This is a genomic window from Apilactobacillus quenuiae, assembly GCF_002994005.1.
Lineage (GTDB): Bacteria > Bacillota > Bacilli > Lactobacillales > Lactobacillaceae > Apilactobacillus > Apilactobacillus quenuiae.
Genome location: NZ_POSN01000001.1, coordinates 46,657 through 62,049, shown reverse-complemented (window position 1 = coordinate 62,049; position 15,393 = coordinate 46,657). Strand labels below are relative to the sequence as shown.

20 protein-coding genes and 1 other annotated feature are annotated in these 15,393 nt (G+C 30.2%); of the genes, 1 reads left to right on the top strand and 19 read right to left on the bottom strand.

What is annotated here, in order from left to right; all coding sequences use genetic code 11:
• Positions 1 to 8: 8 nt before the first annotated feature.
• The gene (adhP, locus tag C7N44_RS00350) at positions 9 to 1,025 is read left to right on the top strand and encodes an alcohol dehydrogenase AdhP (RefSeq protein WP_105955940.1); all 1,017 of its coding nucleotides are present in this window, start codon (positions 9 to 11) and stop codon (positions 1,023 to 1,025) included.
• A gap of 104 nt (positions 1,026 to 1,129) precedes the next feature.
• Here the strand turns inward: adhP and rpmF are convergent, their stop codons facing one another.
• From rpmF to mutM, 19 genes are all read right to left on the bottom strand, one after another.
• Complete coding sequence (rpmF, locus tag C7N44_RS00345) at positions 1,130 to 1,309, bottom strand: 50S ribosomal protein L32 (protein WP_105955939.1); 180 nt, start codon at positions 1,307 to 1,309, stop codon at positions 1,130 to 1,132.
• A 65-nt stretch (positions 1,310 to 1,374) separates the two neighbouring features.
• Positions 1,375 to 1,929, bottom strand: a complete 555-nt coding sequence (locus C7N44_RS00340) for a DUF177 domain-containing protein (RefSeq protein WP_105955938.1) — start codon at positions 1,927 to 1,929, stop codon at positions 1,375 to 1,377.
• Positions 1,930 to 2,013: 84 nt separating this feature from the next.
• Positions 2,014 to 3,189, bottom strand: a complete 1,176-nt coding sequence (locus tag C7N44_RS00335; RefSeq protein ID WP_105955937.1) for a nucleotidyltransferase — start codon at positions 3,187 to 3,189, stop codon at positions 2,014 to 2,016.
• Positions 3,149 to 3,880: a class I SAM-dependent DNA methyltransferase gene (locus C7N44_RS00330; protein ID WP_105955936.1), complete on the bottom strand. Its 732-nt coding sequence runs from the start codon at positions 3,878 to 3,880 to the stop codon at positions 3,149 to 3,151. Before C7N44_RS00330 ends, C7N44_RS00335 begins: the two co-directional genes overlap by 41 nt.
• Before the next feature lies 1 nt (position 3,881).
• Positions 3,882 to 4,235, bottom strand: a complete 354-nt coding sequence (rsfS, locus tag C7N44_RS00325; RefSeq protein ID WP_105955935.1) for a ribosome silencing factor — start codon at positions 4,233 to 4,235, stop codon at positions 3,882 to 3,884.
• A gap of 17 nt (positions 4,236 to 4,252) precedes the next feature.
• Positions 4,253 to 4,864 carry a bis(5'-nucleosyl)-tetraphosphatase (symmetrical) YqeK gene (gene yqeK, locus C7N44_RS00320; RefSeq protein ID WP_105955934.1) on the bottom strand — a complete coding sequence of 204 codons (612 nt, stop codon included), beginning with the start codon at positions 4,862 to 4,864 and terminating at the stop codon, positions 4,253 to 4,255.
• Entirely contained in the window at positions 4,857 to 5,429 is a 573-nt protein-coding gene (locus C7N44_RS00315) for a nicotinate-nucleotide adenylyltransferase (RefSeq protein WP_105955933.1), read from the bottom strand. Before C7N44_RS00315 ends, yqeK begins: the two co-directional genes overlap by 8 nt.
• A 13-nt stretch (positions 5,430 to 5,442) precedes the next feature.
• Entirely contained in the window at positions 5,443 to 5,754 is a 312-nt protein-coding gene (gene yhbY / locus C7N44_RS00310) for a ribosome assembly RNA-binding protein YhbY (protein ID WP_105955932.1), read from the bottom strand.
• Positions 5,755 to 5,776: 22 nt separating this feature from the next.
• Positions 5,777 to 6,904 carry a ribosome biogenesis GTPase YqeH gene (gene yqeH, locus C7N44_RS00305; protein ID WP_105955931.1) on the bottom strand — a complete coding sequence of 376 codons (1,128 nt, stop codon included), beginning with the start codon at positions 6,902 to 6,904 and terminating at the stop codon, positions 5,777 to 5,779.
• The gene (locus C7N44_RS00300; protein WP_105955930.1) at positions 6,897 to 7,427 is read right to left on the bottom strand and encodes a YqeG family HAD IIIA-type phosphatase; all 531 of its coding nucleotides are present in this window, start codon (positions 7,425 to 7,427) and stop codon (positions 6,897 to 6,899) included. The genes yqeH and C7N44_RS00300 overlap by 8 nt, the downstream gene beginning before the upstream one ends.
• Positions 7,428 to 7,543: 116 nt before the next feature.
• Entirely contained in the window at positions 7,544 to 7,900 is a 357-nt protein-coding gene (gene rplT, locus C7N44_RS00295) for a 50S ribosomal protein L20 (RefSeq protein WP_105955929.1), read from the bottom strand.
• A 32-nt stretch (positions 7,901 to 7,932) separates the two neighbouring features.
• Complete coding sequence (gene rpmI, locus C7N44_RS00290; RefSeq protein WP_105955928.1) at positions 7,933 to 8,121, bottom strand: 50S ribosomal protein L35; 189 nt, start codon at positions 8,119 to 8,121, stop codon at positions 7,933 to 7,935.
• A 46-nt stretch (positions 8,122 to 8,167) separates the two neighbouring features.
• Complete coding sequence (gene infC / locus C7N44_RS00285) at positions 8,168 to 8,677, bottom strand: translation initiation factor IF-3 (RefSeq protein ID WP_105955927.1); 510 nt, start codon at positions 8,675 to 8,677, stop codon at positions 8,168 to 8,170.
• A gap of 37 nt (positions 8,678 to 8,714) precedes the next feature.
• Positions 8,715 to 8,850 (bottom strand) — a sequence feature (ribosomal protein L20 leader region).
• A 40-nt stretch (positions 8,851 to 8,890) separates the two neighbouring features.
• Positions 8,891 to 10,837, bottom strand: coding sequence for a threonine--tRNA ligase (thrS, locus tag C7N44_RS00280; protein WP_105955926.1), 1,947 nt, complete (start codon positions 10,835 to 10,837; stop codon positions 8,891 to 8,893).
• A gap of 326 nt (positions 10,838 to 11,163) precedes the next feature.
• Positions 11,164 to 12,096 carry a primosomal protein DnaI gene (dnaI, locus tag C7N44_RS00275; protein WP_105955925.1) on the bottom strand — a complete coding sequence of 311 codons (933 nt, stop codon included), beginning with the start codon at positions 12,094 to 12,096 and terminating at the stop codon, positions 11,164 to 11,166.
• Positions 12,097 to 12,105: 9 nt separating this feature from the next.
• On the bottom strand, positions 12,106 to 13,461 hold the full coding sequence (locus C7N44_RS00270; RefSeq protein ID WP_105955924.1) for a replication initiation and membrane attachment family protein: 1,356 nt from the start codon (positions 13,459 to 13,461) through the stop codon (positions 12,106 to 12,108).
• 2 nt (positions 13,462 to 13,463) lie between these two features.
• Positions 13,464 to 13,949: a transcriptional regulator NrdR gene (gene nrdR, locus C7N44_RS00265; protein ID WP_105955923.1), complete on the bottom strand. Its 486-nt coding sequence runs from the start codon at positions 13,947 to 13,949 to the stop codon at positions 13,464 to 13,466.
• A 20-nt stretch (positions 13,950 to 13,969) separates the two neighbouring features.
• The gene (coaE, locus tag C7N44_RS00260) at positions 13,970 to 14,557 is read right to left on the bottom strand and encodes a dephospho-CoA kinase (protein WP_105955922.1); all 588 of its coding nucleotides are present in this window, start codon (positions 14,555 to 14,557) and stop codon (positions 13,970 to 13,972) included.
• Positions 14,550 to 15,389 carry a bifunctional DNA-formamidopyrimidine glycosylase/DNA-(apurinic or apyrimidinic site) lyase gene (mutM, locus tag C7N44_RS00255; protein WP_105955921.1) on the bottom strand — a complete coding sequence of 280 codons (840 nt, stop codon included), beginning with the start codon at positions 15,387 to 15,389 and terminating at the stop codon, positions 14,550 to 14,552. The genes coaE and mutM overlap by 8 nt, the downstream gene beginning before the upstream one ends.
• Positions 15,390 to 15,393: the final 4 nt, after the last annotated feature.

Here is a 15,393-nt window from a genome sequence, read left to right as displayed (position 1 = left end):
TACTTTTTATGAAAGCTGCTGTAGTAAGAAACAATTCAGATGGATATGTAGATATCAAAGATGTTAATTTAAGACCTATCAAAAATGGTGAAGCATTGGTTGACGTAGAGTACTGTGGACTTTGTCATACAGACTTACACGTTGCTTCTGGAGACTTTGGCGAACAACCGGGTAGAATTATTGGTCATGAAGGTGTTGGTAGAGTATCACAAGTTGCTGATGATGTAACTAATTTAAAAATTGGTGATCGTGTATCAATTGCTTGGTTCTTTAAAGGTTGTGGACACTGTGAATATTGTTTAACTGGACGTGAAACCTTATGTCGTAATGTTAAAAATGCCGGTTTTACTGTTGACGGTGCAATGGCAGAACAAGTTATTGTTGATGCTGATTACGCTGTTAAAGTTCCTGAAGATTTAGACCCCGTTGAAGCAACCTCATTAACTTGTGCTGGTGTTACTACATATAAGGCACTTAAAGTGGGTAATTTAAGACCAGGTCAATGGAGTGAAGTCGTTGGTGCTGGAGGATTAGGTAATTTAGCAATTCAATTCGCTCATAATGTTTTTAATGCACATGTAGTTGCTGTTGATGGAAACGAAAAGAAATTACAAGCAGCAAAAGAAAACGGTGCTGAATTACTAATTAATCGTCATGATTCAGATGTATCAAAAACCATTCAAGAAAAGGTTGGCGGTGTTCATAGTTCAGTTGTTACCGCAGTTAACAAAGATGCATTTACAACTGCTATTAATGCTCTAAGACCAGACGGAAAATTAGTAGCTGTTGCATTGCCTAAAGGAGACATGGCTTTAAACATCGATAAAACTGTTCTTGATGGAATTCAAGTTGCTGGTTCACTTGTCGGAACTAGACAGGATTTAACTGAAACTTTCCAATTTGGTAGTGAAGGAAAAGTTAAACCTATTGTTCAAACATGTAAATTAGAAGATGTTAATAAAGTGATTGATGATATGAAGAATAATAAGATTGTTGGTAGAATGGTTGTAGATTTTACTAAATAGTTAAAAAGAGTCCTTTTTCTTAAAATTGAAAAAGGACTCTTTTTTTATTGAATAAAATAAAAAAGCCATCAGATTCCATGGTGATCTGAAAGCTTTAAAAAATATTAGTCGTTAGTTTTAACAACTTGTTTTCCATCATAGTATCCACAACTAGGACAAACCATGTGAGGTTTACGTAATTCACCACAGTTTGGGCAAGCACTCAAACCTGGGTTAGCCAACTTAATGTGACCACGACGCATACCCTTTTTAGCTTTTGAAGTTTTTCTCTTTGGTACAGCCAATGCAAAGACCCCCTTACTCTTTAAGAATAAAATATCCACTAGTGAAAAATTTTAAGCCTTACCAACTACTTATCACTATTGTTAAATAGATCTTTTAATTTAGCAAGACGTGGATCTACTTTTTTATTATCTGCCTTTTGATTGTCATATTCTTCTTCAGAAATAACTTCCCAATCGTTACCCTTAGGCATTTTACTACCATTTTTTTCAGCGGGAGACAGAATATGCATTGGAATTTGTAAAATGACGTTATCTGCCACTGATTTGTCAAAATCAATAACCCCATCATCATCTAACAAAAATGCAGCTTCATCTTCTTCTTCATACTTCTTTAGTTGAGCTCTTGTGTCCACATAAACTTCATCTATTTTGAAGTCTAAAGGAAGGTCAACTGGAGTTAATGATCTTGATGAAGGAACCACAATATTACCACGAACATGAGCATTAACAATGGCATTTCCATTGTCATAGAATACATAAGCATCCACAGTAAATTTATCGTTAACAGAAATGACATATTTACTATATCTTTTCATAATATCTTGAGATAAATCCATCTTTTCACTAACAGAAAGTGGTTTATTCTTATAATCTGATAATTCTCTTAATACCCATTTCATAGGTTTACCTCCTAATGCAACGACGTTAATTATACATATTAACAAGATAGTTTGTCAAGGTGTTTTCCTTGATACCTAAAATTATTAAAATATTAACGGAACTTTATATAAATCTTCATTTTTTTCACTTTCGATACTATATATATTTCCTGATAAATAATCAAATTTAAGTTCCTTTTCTAACAATTTCTTGCTAGGTTTAGAAATAATCATCATATCGATGACTTTCTTTATCTGTTTAAGATATGCCCTACCTAAATTATTAAATCCTAATACACGAATATATTCGTTAGTAGCATCAAAATCAGTAGATTTAAAATTAATTAAAACATATACACAAAGTCTTCTTAATCTTGCAAATGTATATCTTTTAGTTTTTAATTTTATTAAAAAATCATCAAAGTTAGTAGACATTTTAGCGTATTTTTTAAATCTATATTCTAGTCCTTCTGTCATTTGATAAATATTTCTTAATTCCTTAACAGAATTAGTCAATATTTTATATTTTAAATATTTCCAAAAAATATTCCAATCAACAAAATAATTAGTTCTAATCATTTCCAATGTAGACTTGGGTACTACATTAGAAAGCTTAGAAAAGTTATTAATATTTTTTCTAATAGATGTTGCACTAGAAATATTTAAATCAGAATTTATTATTTCCGAATCATTATGATTACTGAGTATACGTTTAATAGGGATTAATTTCATCGGATTAGATAGTTGCTTATTATAAATAGCATAATTAAAAGACAAAATATCATTAGGCTTGTTTATTGAAATACCAATATTTTCATAAATTAATTTTTGAATTGCAGCGGTGTAAGTTTCTTTATAATTTTTAAAATATTCAGGATTATCTAAATTAATTGTAGATAATTTATCAAAGTTAATTTCTGGATTTTCACTACCAAATGATAGCCATCTACATTTCAAGGCTCCTAATATATTAATAGCCGCTTTAGCAAATATGCTTGCAGGTTGAACAGAATATTGAAACGGCAACTCCACAACTAAGTCAACACCATTTTCAAGGGCACTTTTAGCACGATTCCACTTATCAAATGCTGATGGTTGCCCTCTTTGAACCCAATTACCACTCATTACTACAATACATAAATCTGCATTAGTAATTTCTTTTGCTTTTCTTATTTGATATAAATGTCCATTGTGAAAAGGATTGTACTCACTAATTATTCCAACTGCTTTTAACATGTCATCACTTCTCACAAACAAAAAACCATCTAGTAGTTGTTTCATTTATTTTATCTTTGCCAAAATTACTAGAAACACTAATTTTAGCAAAACCAACTGATTCTAATAGGTCAATATAGTTATCTAAATCATACGTACGTTCATGATGCAATTCACTAAATTCATCATAAGCATCTAATTCTTTATTATAATTAAAGAATGATAAATCATGATCAACAGAATGATCTTCATCCCCAACATAAGTGGTCCACATAAAGGCTCTATCTTCATCATGAAAATTATACATATATCCAGGATAAACAATATCAGTCTGATAGGGTGTTATTACATCAAATAAATATCTACCACTATTGCTAAGATGATGATATGCATTTTCAAAAGCAAGCTTTAACTCTTGCAGATCATTTAAATAACAAAGAGAATCATCAAAACATGTAATTACTTGATATTCAGGAAACGATGATAAATCCATCATATTGCCCTGAATTAAATTGGCATTCTGGTTGTTCTTTCTTAAATTATTATCAGCAATTGTTAACATATCCGAAGACATATCAAGTCCACTAACATTATAATTTTTATTTATCATTAATGAAATTAATCTACCAGTGCCACACGCAACATCCAAAATATTATCATTTTTATTAACATTACTTTCAACAAAATCCAACCATTTTTCATACATAGTTGGATCAAATAATTCATCATATAATTCCGCGAATTCTTGATAAATCATCCTATTTTACCCATTGATCAATATTTACTGATGGTGCATCTGACCATAATTTTTCTAAATTATAATATTCTCTTTCATCACTTTGAAATATATGCACAATTACGTCACCTAAATCAACTAAAATCCACTTTGCTGTATTTTTACCTTCAACTTGTTGAACTTCAATATTTGATGCCTCTGCTTGATCTACAATTTCATCAGCAATCGATTTAACTTGACGATTTGAACTTACATCCATAATTACAAAGTAATCTGACATTAAACTAATTTCACGTACATTTAAAGCCACAATATTATTTGCTCGCTTACTATCTGCAGATTTTATTACTACTTCTAAAGTATCTTTACTACTCATTTATAAATTACTCCTTATTATTTTATGTTTGAATTAACAACCCATTGGTTATAAGTATCAATAGTTTTAGGATAAACTGATTTATTATTCGAAATTAAATATTCAAGAGTATGCTTAGTTTGATATGCTACCCCATTTTTTAAATTATCAAATGTAATTTTTCTAGCATCATCTACACCTGGAAATTCACGCCCCATTTCAAGGTAGTCTGCCATATAAACAATTTGAGCCAAAGTAGACATATATTTAGATCCTGTTGTGTGATACTTAACAGCATTCAAAACCTCAATATTAGAAATCCTCAATTCATTTTCAACAAATAAATATCCAACTGCTCCATGCCAAATTGCATTACCATAATTTAATAAATCCTCATTTAAATGGTATTTTTTAATAGCAGCAATAAAATCTTCATCAGGTCTTTGTTTGGCATAATCATGAACTAAACCGCCAATACTAGCTAATTCTTCATCAAAATTATTTAATCTAGCTAATTTTATTGCCATTTGTTCAACTCTTAAGACATGTTCAAACCTAGATTGCTTTAAAGCTGATTTTAGTTTAATAATTAATTCTTTTCTGCTATATGGAACAATATCTTCTTTATATTCTAATTCAATTTTATTCATAAATATGATGCTCCTTTATATATTTTAAAACCTCATCCGGAATTAAATAACGCACAGATTGTCCATTTTTAATACTATTACGAATAAGTGTTGAAGAAATATCAAGCTTATGAACATTCAACTTAATAATATTATATTGTGAATTATTATTATATTCTGCTCTTTGAATTCCAACAAATTTTATCATTTTAGTTAATTCATCAATTCTATACCATTTAGGCAAATAATGAACCATGTCACCACCGATAATAAAATAATAATCAACATCTGGTTGATTATTAGTCAGTGAATTCATTGTATCATAAGTATAACTCTTACCTTCTCTATTAATTTCATCCATTAAAATACTAAAATGAGGATTGCTATGAATTGCTAAATCAACCATGTTAACTCTATGAATAGAGCTTACTGCAGATTTTTTATCAATATGAGGAGGAATATAATCCGGCATAAATAAAATTTTGTCTAAATTTAATTTAGTCCTAACTTGTTCTGCGATAAACAAATGTCCATTATGAATAGGATTAAAAGTTCCACCTAAAATACCAATTTTCTTTTTTTGCATTTTAAACAGCTCTTTAAATATTTTTAACTTCTACAGAGTAGTTTTGAAATTTCTCTTTACTTGCTGGCATAAACAGTAATAGTGTTTTTCCAATTGTTTGAACTACATCTATATTACTATTTTCTTCAATAAATGATTTGACATCTGATACACTTTCATCAGCATTTTGTTGAATATTAATTTTAATTAGCTCTCTTCTTTGTAATGCATCTAAAATCTGATCTAACCATACTTCATTTAGTCCATTTTTACCAACAGAAAATAAAGGTCTCATACGATTGGCTTGTGATCTTAAATAACGTTTTTGTTTACCTCTTAACTTCATTTATACTAACTCTCCTTAATAATTAAATCATTGCTTTTCTTATCAATACAGAAACTCCCTTTGGAGCCCAACCAGCTATTACAACATTTGAAGGAACAGTGATCCAACCTAATCCTTCAATTACTAAATCACTTTTCTGATTAGTCTTAAATTCATATCGAACTAATTCTGGAAAATCTTCAATAGAATCATTACTAGGTGGTGTTAAAATTCCCCCAAAATGTTTACTGTAAAATTCATCTGCATTAATAAGTTTAGTTCTATGAATAAAAAGATTATTCTCTACATAAATTGTAAATCCATGCTTTTTATCACCATTGATGTAATCAAATCTGGCAACTCCGCCAAAAAATAAGGTTTGTTCAGGATTTAATTGATATACTTTAGGCTTAGTTTGTTTCTGAGGTTCAACAACTTTTAAATCATTACCAGTAAGGTAGTGAGCCATTTGTTCTTTATGGATGATACCAGGAGTATCGACCAGTTTATGTCCATCTTCTAAATCAATACTAATCTTATCTAAAGTAGTTCCAGGAAATCTTGAAGTTGTGATTAGTTCTTTTATCCCGGTGTTTTGTTTAATAATTTGATTAATTAAAGTTGATTTACCAACATTAGTTACACCGACAACATAAACATCTCTGTTTTTACGATATTTATCAATATTAGTTAATAAATTATCTACGGATTCATTTGTTCTAGCTGAGACTAGTTCAACATCAATAGGTCTAATTCCTGCCTCATTAGAACGTTGTCTAATCCAGTCTCTTAATTTACGATTTTTTAATGATTTTGGTAAAAGATCGGCCTTATTTCCAACTAACATAATTGGATTATCACCAACAAAACGATGCAGTCCTGGAATTAAACTACCATTAAAATCAAAGATATCTACTAAATAAACAATTAATGCATTAGCATCTCTAATTTGATTTAAAAGTGCTAAGAAATCATCATCAGTCAAACTTACAGGAGAAATTTCATTATAGTGACGCAATCTAAAACATCTTTGACAGTAAATTTCACCAGTTTCTTTTCCTTTATCTAAAGCTGATTTAGGAGTATAGCCTAATTCATCAGGAGTATCCGTTTGAATTTGAGCTCCACATCCAATACAACGCAAATCTTCGTTTTCTAAATTTTCAGTCATTAATATCCTCCTGCCATTTTAAATCAACATATTTTTTATTTAACTTTTTCCAAATCTTTTTTTCAATAAAACGATTTGGCTTTGTATTCCAAGCATCCGTTTCAATTAATGGTTTAACTAAGACACTTCTAACTCCAGCATTATTGGATGCCCAAACATCAGTTAAAAGTTGATCTCCAACCATTATAACTTGTTTTTTATTTAAGTGATATTTTTTTAATGCCTTGTTAATACCATTTGGAAATGGTTTTAAAGATCTAGATATAAAATCTAAATCTAGCATTTCTAAAGCTTTTTTCACTCTTGATCGTTTATTATTAGATATAACAACAAGTTCAATATTATGTTTGCTTAGATCATTTAACCACTTTCTAAGCTGAGGAGTACCATATGGATTATTCCACGGAATTAATGTATTATCCAAATCTGTAAAAACATATTTTATTCCCATATCTTCCAACTTAACTGGTGATATATTATAAATCATAGGTATCATCCAGGTTGGTTTAAATTTAGATATCATAATAATAAAACTCCTCTTAATAAATATATGTAAAGTAAGCAATTTTAATTAATTATTTAATAAGAAAAAAACTCCCACCTACTTACCTTAAGTGGTGAAAGTTTTATTTTTAAAAATTATTTAACAGCTTTCTTAGCAGTTTCGGCTAATGAAGCAAATGCTTTTTCGTCATTTACAGCTAAATCAGCTAACATTTTACGGTTCATTTCAATGTTTGAAAGTTTCAAACCGTGCATTAATTTACTGTAGCTTAATCCATTCATACGAGCTGCTGCGTTAATACGAGCAATCCATAATCTTCTGAAATTACTTTTGTTTGCTTTACGATCACGGAATGCGTATTCGCGTGACTTCATAACTTGGTCTTTAGCAGTCTTGAAAAGACTGTGTTTACCTTCACGGTAACCCTTAGCTTGTTTTAAAACACGTTTACGACGTGCATGAGTAACTGTTCCACCCTTAACTCTTGGCATGTTTAAATCCTCCTATAATTATGTCTTATTAATTAAAACATTTTTTCGTATTTATTAGCAGTTGTCTTATTGATCATGCTAGTTCCACGTAGGTTACGACGTTGTTTCTTTGTCTTACCATGGAAACGGTGACTTGTAAATGCATTAGCACTCTTTAAACCACCCTTAGCGGTCTTTTTGAAACGCTTAGCAATAGCACGATTTGTTTTAGTCTTTGGCATTGTGAAATCCTCCCTTAAATTCTTTAAAGTATTATATAAATACTAACTATTTTTTATCGCTTGATTTAGGTGCGAGCATTAGGAACATACTTCTTCCATCCATTTTTGCTCGTTGAGTAACATTAGCAACTTCTGATGTAGATTCTGCCATTCTGTTTAACACATCACGACCAATTTCTTTATGTGTGATGGCACGTCCCTTGAAACGAATTGATACTCGAACTTTTTCACCTTTTGATAAGAACTTTTGAGTTCTTTTCAACTTAGTGTTGAAATCATTAGTATCAATAGTTGGGCTAAGTCTAATTTCCTTAACACTGACAACTTTTTGTTTCTTACGAGCTTGACGAGCTTTCTTTTGTTGTTCAAAGCGGTATTTACCGTAATCTAATACTTTAGCAACCATAGGCTTAGCTTTAGGAGCTACAACTACAAGATCTAATCCTGCATCTTCAGCAAGTTTCATTGCTTCCGCCTTTGACTTAACTCCTAATTGATCACCATTTGCACCAATTAAACGAACTTCACGTGCTCGAATTCCATCATTAACCATCATATCGTTTGCTATGGTAATTCACCTCCAAGTATATTAAAAAGCAGAAAAAATGCGGGAACCTAAGAAGGCTCCCGCATCTGTCCTTTGTAAAATAAACAAAGGTTCATCCGATATCATGCCTAGCAACTTAATTGTCACTGAGGCGAGAAGCGGGAAGGCTTCTGCTTTTTCGATAATTTAATACTACCAAATAAATAATTCATTGTCAACAAATTATTTATTCCCTCTAGAATAATTATCAATATCATTTTGAATCTCTTTAGTAAATTCATCAAAAGATTCATCTTTACTATCTTTTTCACTGTATTTACGTACAGAAACGCTATTGGAATTCATTTCATTATCACCAACAACTAATGTATAAGGAATCTTATTAGTTTGAGCATCACGAATTAAGTAACCCATTTTTTCATTACGGTCGTCAACACTTGAGCGAATGCCCATTTTAACTAATTTTTCATTAATCTTTTTAGCATAATCACCATGTTTATCCATACTTACAGGAATAATCTTAACTTGATGAGGAGCTAACCATGTTGGGAAAGCACCTTTATAAACTTCAATTAGATAAGCAATAAATCTTTCCATAGTTGAAACTAAACCACGGTGCATCATAACTGGACGGTGTTCTTTACCATCTTCACCAACATAATGTAAATCAAATCTTTCAGGCAACATAAAGTCTAACTGAATAGTAGATAATGTTTCTTCATTACCCATAGCTGTATATGTTTGAACATCAAGTTTAGGACCATAGAATGCAGCTTCACCTTCTGCTTCAACATATTCTAGTCCTAAATCATCCATGGCACCCTTAAGCATTGATTGAGACTTATTCCACATTTCATCATCATCAAAATACTTTTCAGTGTTTTTAGGATCACGATAACTTAATCTAAAGTGATAATTACTAATATCAAAATCTTTGTATACTTCAGTCATTAGATGCAATATCTTCTTAAATTCATCTTGAATTTGATCAATTGCTAAGAATGTGTGTCCATCATTTAAAGTCATTTCACGAACACGTTGTAATCCTGATAAAGCACCTGATTTTTCATATCTATGCATCATACCTAATTCAGCAATACGAATTGGAAGTTCACGGTATGAACGAATGTGATGTTTATAGATTTGAATGTGACTTGGACAATTCATAGGACGTAATTCTAGTTCTTCGCCATCTCCCATGTCCATTGGTGGGAACATATCATCACGATAATGTGCCCAATGTCCTGAAGTTTTATAAGCATCAAGATTCATAAGAACTGGAGTAATAACATGTTCGTAACCATTAGCCAATTCTTTGTCAACAATATATCTTTCAACAACACGACGAACAGTAGCACCATTAGGCATCCAATATGCTAAACCTGCACCAACCTTAGGATCAACAAAGAATAGGTCTAGTTTATTACCAATAACACGATGATCACGTTCCTTAGCTTCTTGACGCTTTTTAACATCAGCATCTAAGTCTGCTTTCTTATAAAATGCAGTTGCAAAAATCCTTTGTAACATTGGATTAGATGATTTACCTTCCCAGTATGCACCAGCAACTGATAATAATTTAAATTCTTTAACTTGTTTAGCGGATGGAAGAACGACACCTTCACCTAAGCCTAAATAATCACCAATTTGATAAAATACAACTTGTTCATTATTAGCTAATTTATTAACTAACTTAGCTTGGTATGGATCACCATCAACTTGTTTTAAAGCATCTTCTTTACTTAAAACTTTACGTTCAATTTTAACGTTGTTTTTAACCATTTTATGCATACGTTCTTCAAGTTGAGGTAATTCATCAGCACTAACTTGAGTTTCTCTTTTATCAGTATCAACAAAGAATCCATCTTCATCAGAAGTGCTTTCACCAAATTGAATATTAGTAAATTGATCTGCTAATGCAGCTTTTAATAATTGAGCAGCTGTTTGACGTAGTACCTTTAGGCCATCATCAGAGTCTTTAGTTACAATTTCAACTTTACCACCTGATTTCAATGGTAAGTTAACATCAACCATTTTATCGTCAATTTTTCCGGCAACGGCCTTTTTAGCTAAACTAATGGAGATAGATTTAGCAATATCTTCAGTAGTTACACCTTCATCAAAATCCTTTACATTTCCATCTGGAAATTCAAAAGAAAGCTTAGACATAAATATCTCTCCTCTTTTATTAATTTATAACGGGAAAAGGAATAAAAAAGTCCCTAGCATCACAAAAAGTGATACTAGGGACGTAAGTTTACGTGGTTCCACCCGAATTCTATCTACATAAATTATATATAGACCTCATAATTAGTCTTTAACAGTAACTACCCGATTTAGAATTATCCTCTAAATTTGTATAAAAGTGGTAATTTAAAAATTAAATATGAAGAAACTTACAGTTAATGTTTCTTCTCCCTGAAAATTTAGATGATTAAATTATATCTTCTATACATGATATTATGATTCATTAAGGATCAAATGTCAAGATTATTTTATTGTGGACGACGATTATCTCCAGTTATTTTCACCTCTTTAGACAAGAAACGAATTCTTTGCATAATTCTTTTAGCTTTTAGAGGTTCTTCGTCACCTTTATTATTAAATTTAAGATGCTTAGTTTCAAAATCGGACATTGAGTAATTAGATGTGAAAAATGTAGATAATGAATTTTGCATTCTATATTCTAATATTACACTAAATATGTCATCTCTAATCCAAGAAGACATATCATCAGCACCAATATCATCTAATATAAGTAATGGCATTTGCTTAATTCTATCTAATTTTTTAGCGACAGTATTATTTTTGATAGAATTTTTCATTTCAGTAACAAAGCTAGGAAAATGTAAAAGCATTACTTCGTATCCATTCCTAACTAACTCATTTGCCATCGCAGCCATTAAGAATGTTTTGCCAACTCCAAATTCACCATATAGATAAATTCCTTGGTGATATGCTTTATGATTTTGCTCGTAATCTCCAATAAATTGCAATACATCATCATATGCATTTTCACGTGCATGATCATTGTCGGTATAAAACTTTTCTAAATTAACTTTACGTAATCCACTAGGCAAAGAAATTAAATGCATTCTTTTAAACATTTTATTGTCTTTTATAGAAGCTAATTTACTTTTAGTTGGAACATAAGCAACATTGATAGCATCTTTACTAAGCTCTAGTTTTGGTTCATATCCTGGAATTGTTGAATTTTTTCCAGAAATAACTTTATCACGCTCGTTAACAAATTCATATAATTTAGAAATAGATTTAATAATAGTTTGGTGATCTAGTTTTTCCTTATTAACCTTTAAGAAGGTATTCACATCTCTATCATTTAAAACGTCTTTTGCAAGCCGTTTAAATTGCTCACCAAATTTTTTATTAATCATTAGTTTTGATAGCTCATCACTTAAATTTTCCATTATCTACCCTCACTTTTTACCCCAGCTTCTAATTCTTTTTAGTTTATCTTCTAATTCTTTCTTTCTAGATTCATCAGGCATAGAATTTGTATTATCTTTTGCCTTATTTTTATGTTCATCTTTAGCCCAATCAGGTAATTCTTCCTTAATCGGTTTACGATATTTTCTTTTATGCTCACGTTTCTTCTCATCAGATGCTTTTTTGCGATTCCTAATTTCTGCAACAGCATCTTCAGCTGTTCTAATACCTTTTTGTGACCAGTTATCAGCAATCGTAGTAAATAGGTTTCTGCTTAATCCAGATTTTCTTTGATCAATAATTATATGGTAAGTAACCATATTTATCACTTCAGGCTTTAATACAGAAACATGCATTACATCACGAATCGTCCTAGTTTCATTATCATGAACAAATCCATCCACCTGTTTTTTCAACCCTTGCAGAAAATCTAGTGGAGCAATTTCTTTTGCCATACTAACTATCTGTTTTTCACCTTTATCAAGTTTATTATTATCAGATAAATAAGTCTTTCTGTCATCTTCACCAAAGCTAACATTATTAGTAGTAAAGTCCCTATTAACCAACAATTTTAGTTTATTTGGATCAAAAACATTATTATTAACATTAGTAGCTTTTTCAATAAATCTGGCCATTTCTGGTTCATCAATACCGTACAATACATGTTCAGAATTTATTAAATGATGATTTTTCTTAACATCAGAAATATTAACAAAAGATTTTTCCAAAATTGATAACACTAAACTAAAATCAAAATCATCAGAATTTTCAATATCATTTGTACCAGATTCTGTCGAATTAGCAACTAATTTTTTTGCTTTACCAACATTTTGAGGAGTATTAGATAATTCACTGCTTTTAATACGAAAAACTTGTAGGAAATTTTTTGAAATGTCATTATAATTTTCTAAGTTGTACTTATCTATTATTACATCATTAACAATATCTTCATAACGGTCTTCACCAATAGTTTGCAATAAAGTAACACTCAATAAATCATCATTAAAAAATTGATTAATATCAAGTGGCTTTATCAATTTATATACATAACGATGATTATCATTTACATAAGTTTTTATTAATCCAGCGCCCTCAAGCTTTAACCTAGAATCATAAAAAGTTTGGACGTCAATATTTAAATAAGCGAGCAATTCAAAATTTAAATGCTGTTCAAAGTCTTTGTCTCGTTCATAAATTCTCCAAAGATTATTTATTAAAGCATAGGCATTAACACCAATAATTGGTTGATAAAGAATATCTAAAGCTTTTCTTTCCAAATTAGAAATAAAATAATCAGAAGTTAGAATAAAATTATCTTGAGGACTAATATTACGCCATTCTTCCATAATTATTCTCCGTTATTTTTTCGACTCTTTTGATGATCATTATCTAAAACTTCTTTTAATTCATTATAAAAAACTGTCATATCTTTAAATTGTCGATATACACTAGCAAATCTAATATATGCAATTTCATCAACATTTACTAATTCTTTCATGACATATTCCCCAATAGATTGACTTGGAATTTCATTCTCACCCATAGCTCTAATTTTAGATTCAACATTATCAACAATATTTTTCATTGAATCCATAGAAACTGGCCGTTTTTCTGCTGATCTAATAATTCCTTTTAGCACTTTTTCACGATTAAATTCTTCTCTGTTACCATTATTTTTAACTACTAATAATGGTGTTTGTTCAATTCTTTCAAAAGTAGTATATCTATAGCCACATTTTTCACACTCTCTGCGGCGACGAATAACTTGTCCATTCTCAGTAGGACGACTATCTACTACTCTAGATGAATTTTTATGGCAATGAGGACATTGCATTAATTGTCACCTCAAATATATTAGTTATCTATTTTATTAAACAATTTTATCACTTGATTGCGTGTTTGCATAATCGAACCATTACTATCTATTAAATAATCTGCTAATTTTTCTTTAAATTCCAAGGGCCATTGGCTTTTGATTCGCTTAATTGAATCAGAAATACTAAAATTATTTCTTAATTGTAATCTATTCAACTGATTGATAGGCGTACAAGTAACAACCATAATCATATCACACATAAAAGAGTATCCATTTTCAAATAAGGTAGGTGCATCAAATATAACTATTTTTTCATTTGTGTTATCAATAATTGACTGAACATTAGATCTAATATAGGGGTCCATAATTCGCATTAATTTAGTTAGATTATCTCTATTACCAAAAACCAGCTTAGCTAAATTTGAACGATTTAATTCACCATTTTTTTTTAAAATACTATTCCCAAAATATTCTATAATTGCATTTAAGCAATCACTACCTTTTTGTTGTAGTTGATAAGTTATTTTATCAGCATCAATTATTTGATATCCCATTTTTGATAAAAAATCAGAAACATTAGATTTTCCAGTTGCAATTCCACCTGTTAATCCAATCACTTTAACCATTTTGAATCACTTTAATTTGACAATTAGGGCAGAACGTTGTTCCTCTTTGAGCCACCTTAATTTTTTCTAATTTAGTTTCGCATCTTTCACATGGTTTTCCAGCTCTTCCATAAACATGCAAGTTATTTTGAAACTGACCAGCTTCTCCATATGCATTTGAATATGAATGAACAGTAGTACCATGTCCTTTAATTGCCATTTTAATTTCTTCAATAATGTTTTTTCTAAGTTCCATTATTTGGCTATCTGGAATTGTATTAGTAATAGTTTCAGGATGAATTTTACTTAACCATAAAACTTCATCACAATAAATGTTACCTAAACCAGCAATATGACTTTGGTTTAATAAAAATGGTTTTATTTTACCCCTACCTTTATTCATAATTGATTTCATATAATCAAATGTTAAATCATCATCAGTAGGTTCAGGCCCTATTGTTCCTAGTCCTGACAAAGTATGTTCATCCCCGTTTTTTATTAAATACATTCTGCCAAATTTACGACTATCTTTGTATCTCAATTCTCGATCATCATTCAAATGAAAAATGACGTGTGTATGTTTAGTTGGCTTAGTGCCCTCAGGCTCAACATCATATTTCCCTTCCATTCTTAGATGAGAAACTAATGTCATATCATTAGAAAAACGAAAAAGTAAGTATTTTCCTCTTCTATCTATTTTTTTAATATTTTGATTAGTTAAAGTAACTTTTAATTTTTCAGGACTAACATTAATCATTTTAGGATATAAAACATCAATACTATTAATATGCGCTCCTTTTACTAATTGATTTAATCCTTTTTTAACAGTTTCTACTTCTGGTAATTCAGGCATTTAA

Bases quoted from the DNA above. Each gene is read 5' to 3' on its own strand.
- C7N44_RS00270 (WP_105955924.1), bottom strand. From the start codon at position 13,461: ATGGAAGAATGGCGTAATATTAGTCCTCAAGATAATTTTATTCTAACT.
- C7N44_RS00315 (WP_105955933.1), bottom strand. From the start codon at position 5,429: ATGCAAAAAAAGAAAATTGGTATTTTAGGTGGAACTTTTAATCCTATT.
- adhP (WP_105955940.1), top strand. From the start codon at position 9: ATGAAAGCTGCTGTAGTAAGAAACAATTCAGATGGATATGTAGATATC.
- rplT (WP_105955929.1), bottom strand. From the start codon at position 7,900: ATGCCAAGAGTTAAGGGTGGAACAGTTACTCATGCACGTCGTAAACGT.
- rpmI (WP_105955928.1), bottom strand. From the start codon at position 8,121: ATGCCAAAGACTAAAACAAATCGTGCTATTGCTAAGCGTTTCAAAAAG.
- C7N44_RS00300 (WP_105955930.1), bottom strand. From the start codon at position 7,427: ATGATATCTAAATTTAAACCAACCTGGATGATACCTATGATTTATAAT.
- C7N44_RS00340 (WP_105955938.1), bottom strand. From the start codon at position 1,929: ATGAAATGGGTATTAAGAGAATTATCAGATTATAAGAATAAACCACTT.
- yqeH (WP_105955931.1), bottom strand. From the start codon at position 6,904: ATGACTGAAAATTTAGAAAACGAAGATTTGCGTTGTATTGGATGTGGA.
- coaE (WP_105955922.1), bottom strand. From the start codon at position 14,557: ATGGTTAAAGTGATTGGATTAACAGGTGGAATTGCAACTGGAAAATCT.
- nrdR (WP_105955923.1), bottom strand. From the start codon at position 13,949: ATGCAATGTCCTCATTGCCATAAAAATTCATCTAGAGTAGTAGATAGT.
- yqeK (WP_105955934.1), bottom strand. From the start codon at position 4,864: ATGAATAAAATTGAATTAGAATATAAAGAAGATATTGTTCCATATAGC.
- infC (WP_105955927.1), bottom strand. From the start codon at position 8,677: ATGATGGTTAATGATGGAATTCGAGCACGTGAAGTTCGTTTAATTGGT.
- C7N44_RS00335 (WP_105955937.1), bottom strand. From the start codon at position 3,189: ATGAAACAACTACTAGATGGTTTTTTGTTTGTGAGAAGTGATGACATG.
- mutM (WP_105955921.1), bottom strand. From the start codon at position 15,389: ATGCCTGAATTACCAGAAGTAGAAACTGTTAAAAAAGGATTAAATCAA.
- dnaI (WP_105955925.1), bottom strand. From the start codon at position 12,096: ATGGAAAATTTAAGTGATGAGCTATCAAAACTAATGATTAATAAAAAA.
- C7N44_RS00330 (WP_105955936.1), bottom strand. From the start codon at position 3,880: ATGATTTATCAAGAATTCGCGGAATTATATGATGAATTATTTGATCCA.
- rsfS (WP_105955935.1), bottom strand. From the start codon at position 4,235: ATGAGTAGTAAAGATACTTTAGAAGTAGTAATAAAATCTGCAGATAGT.
- yhbY (WP_105955932.1), bottom strand. From the start codon at position 5,754: ATGAAGTTAAGAGGTAAACAAAAACGTTATTTAAGATCACAAGCCAAT.
- thrS (WP_105955926.1), bottom strand. From the start codon at position 10,837: ATGTCTAAGCTTTCTTTTGAATTTCCAGATGGAAATGTAAAGGATTTT.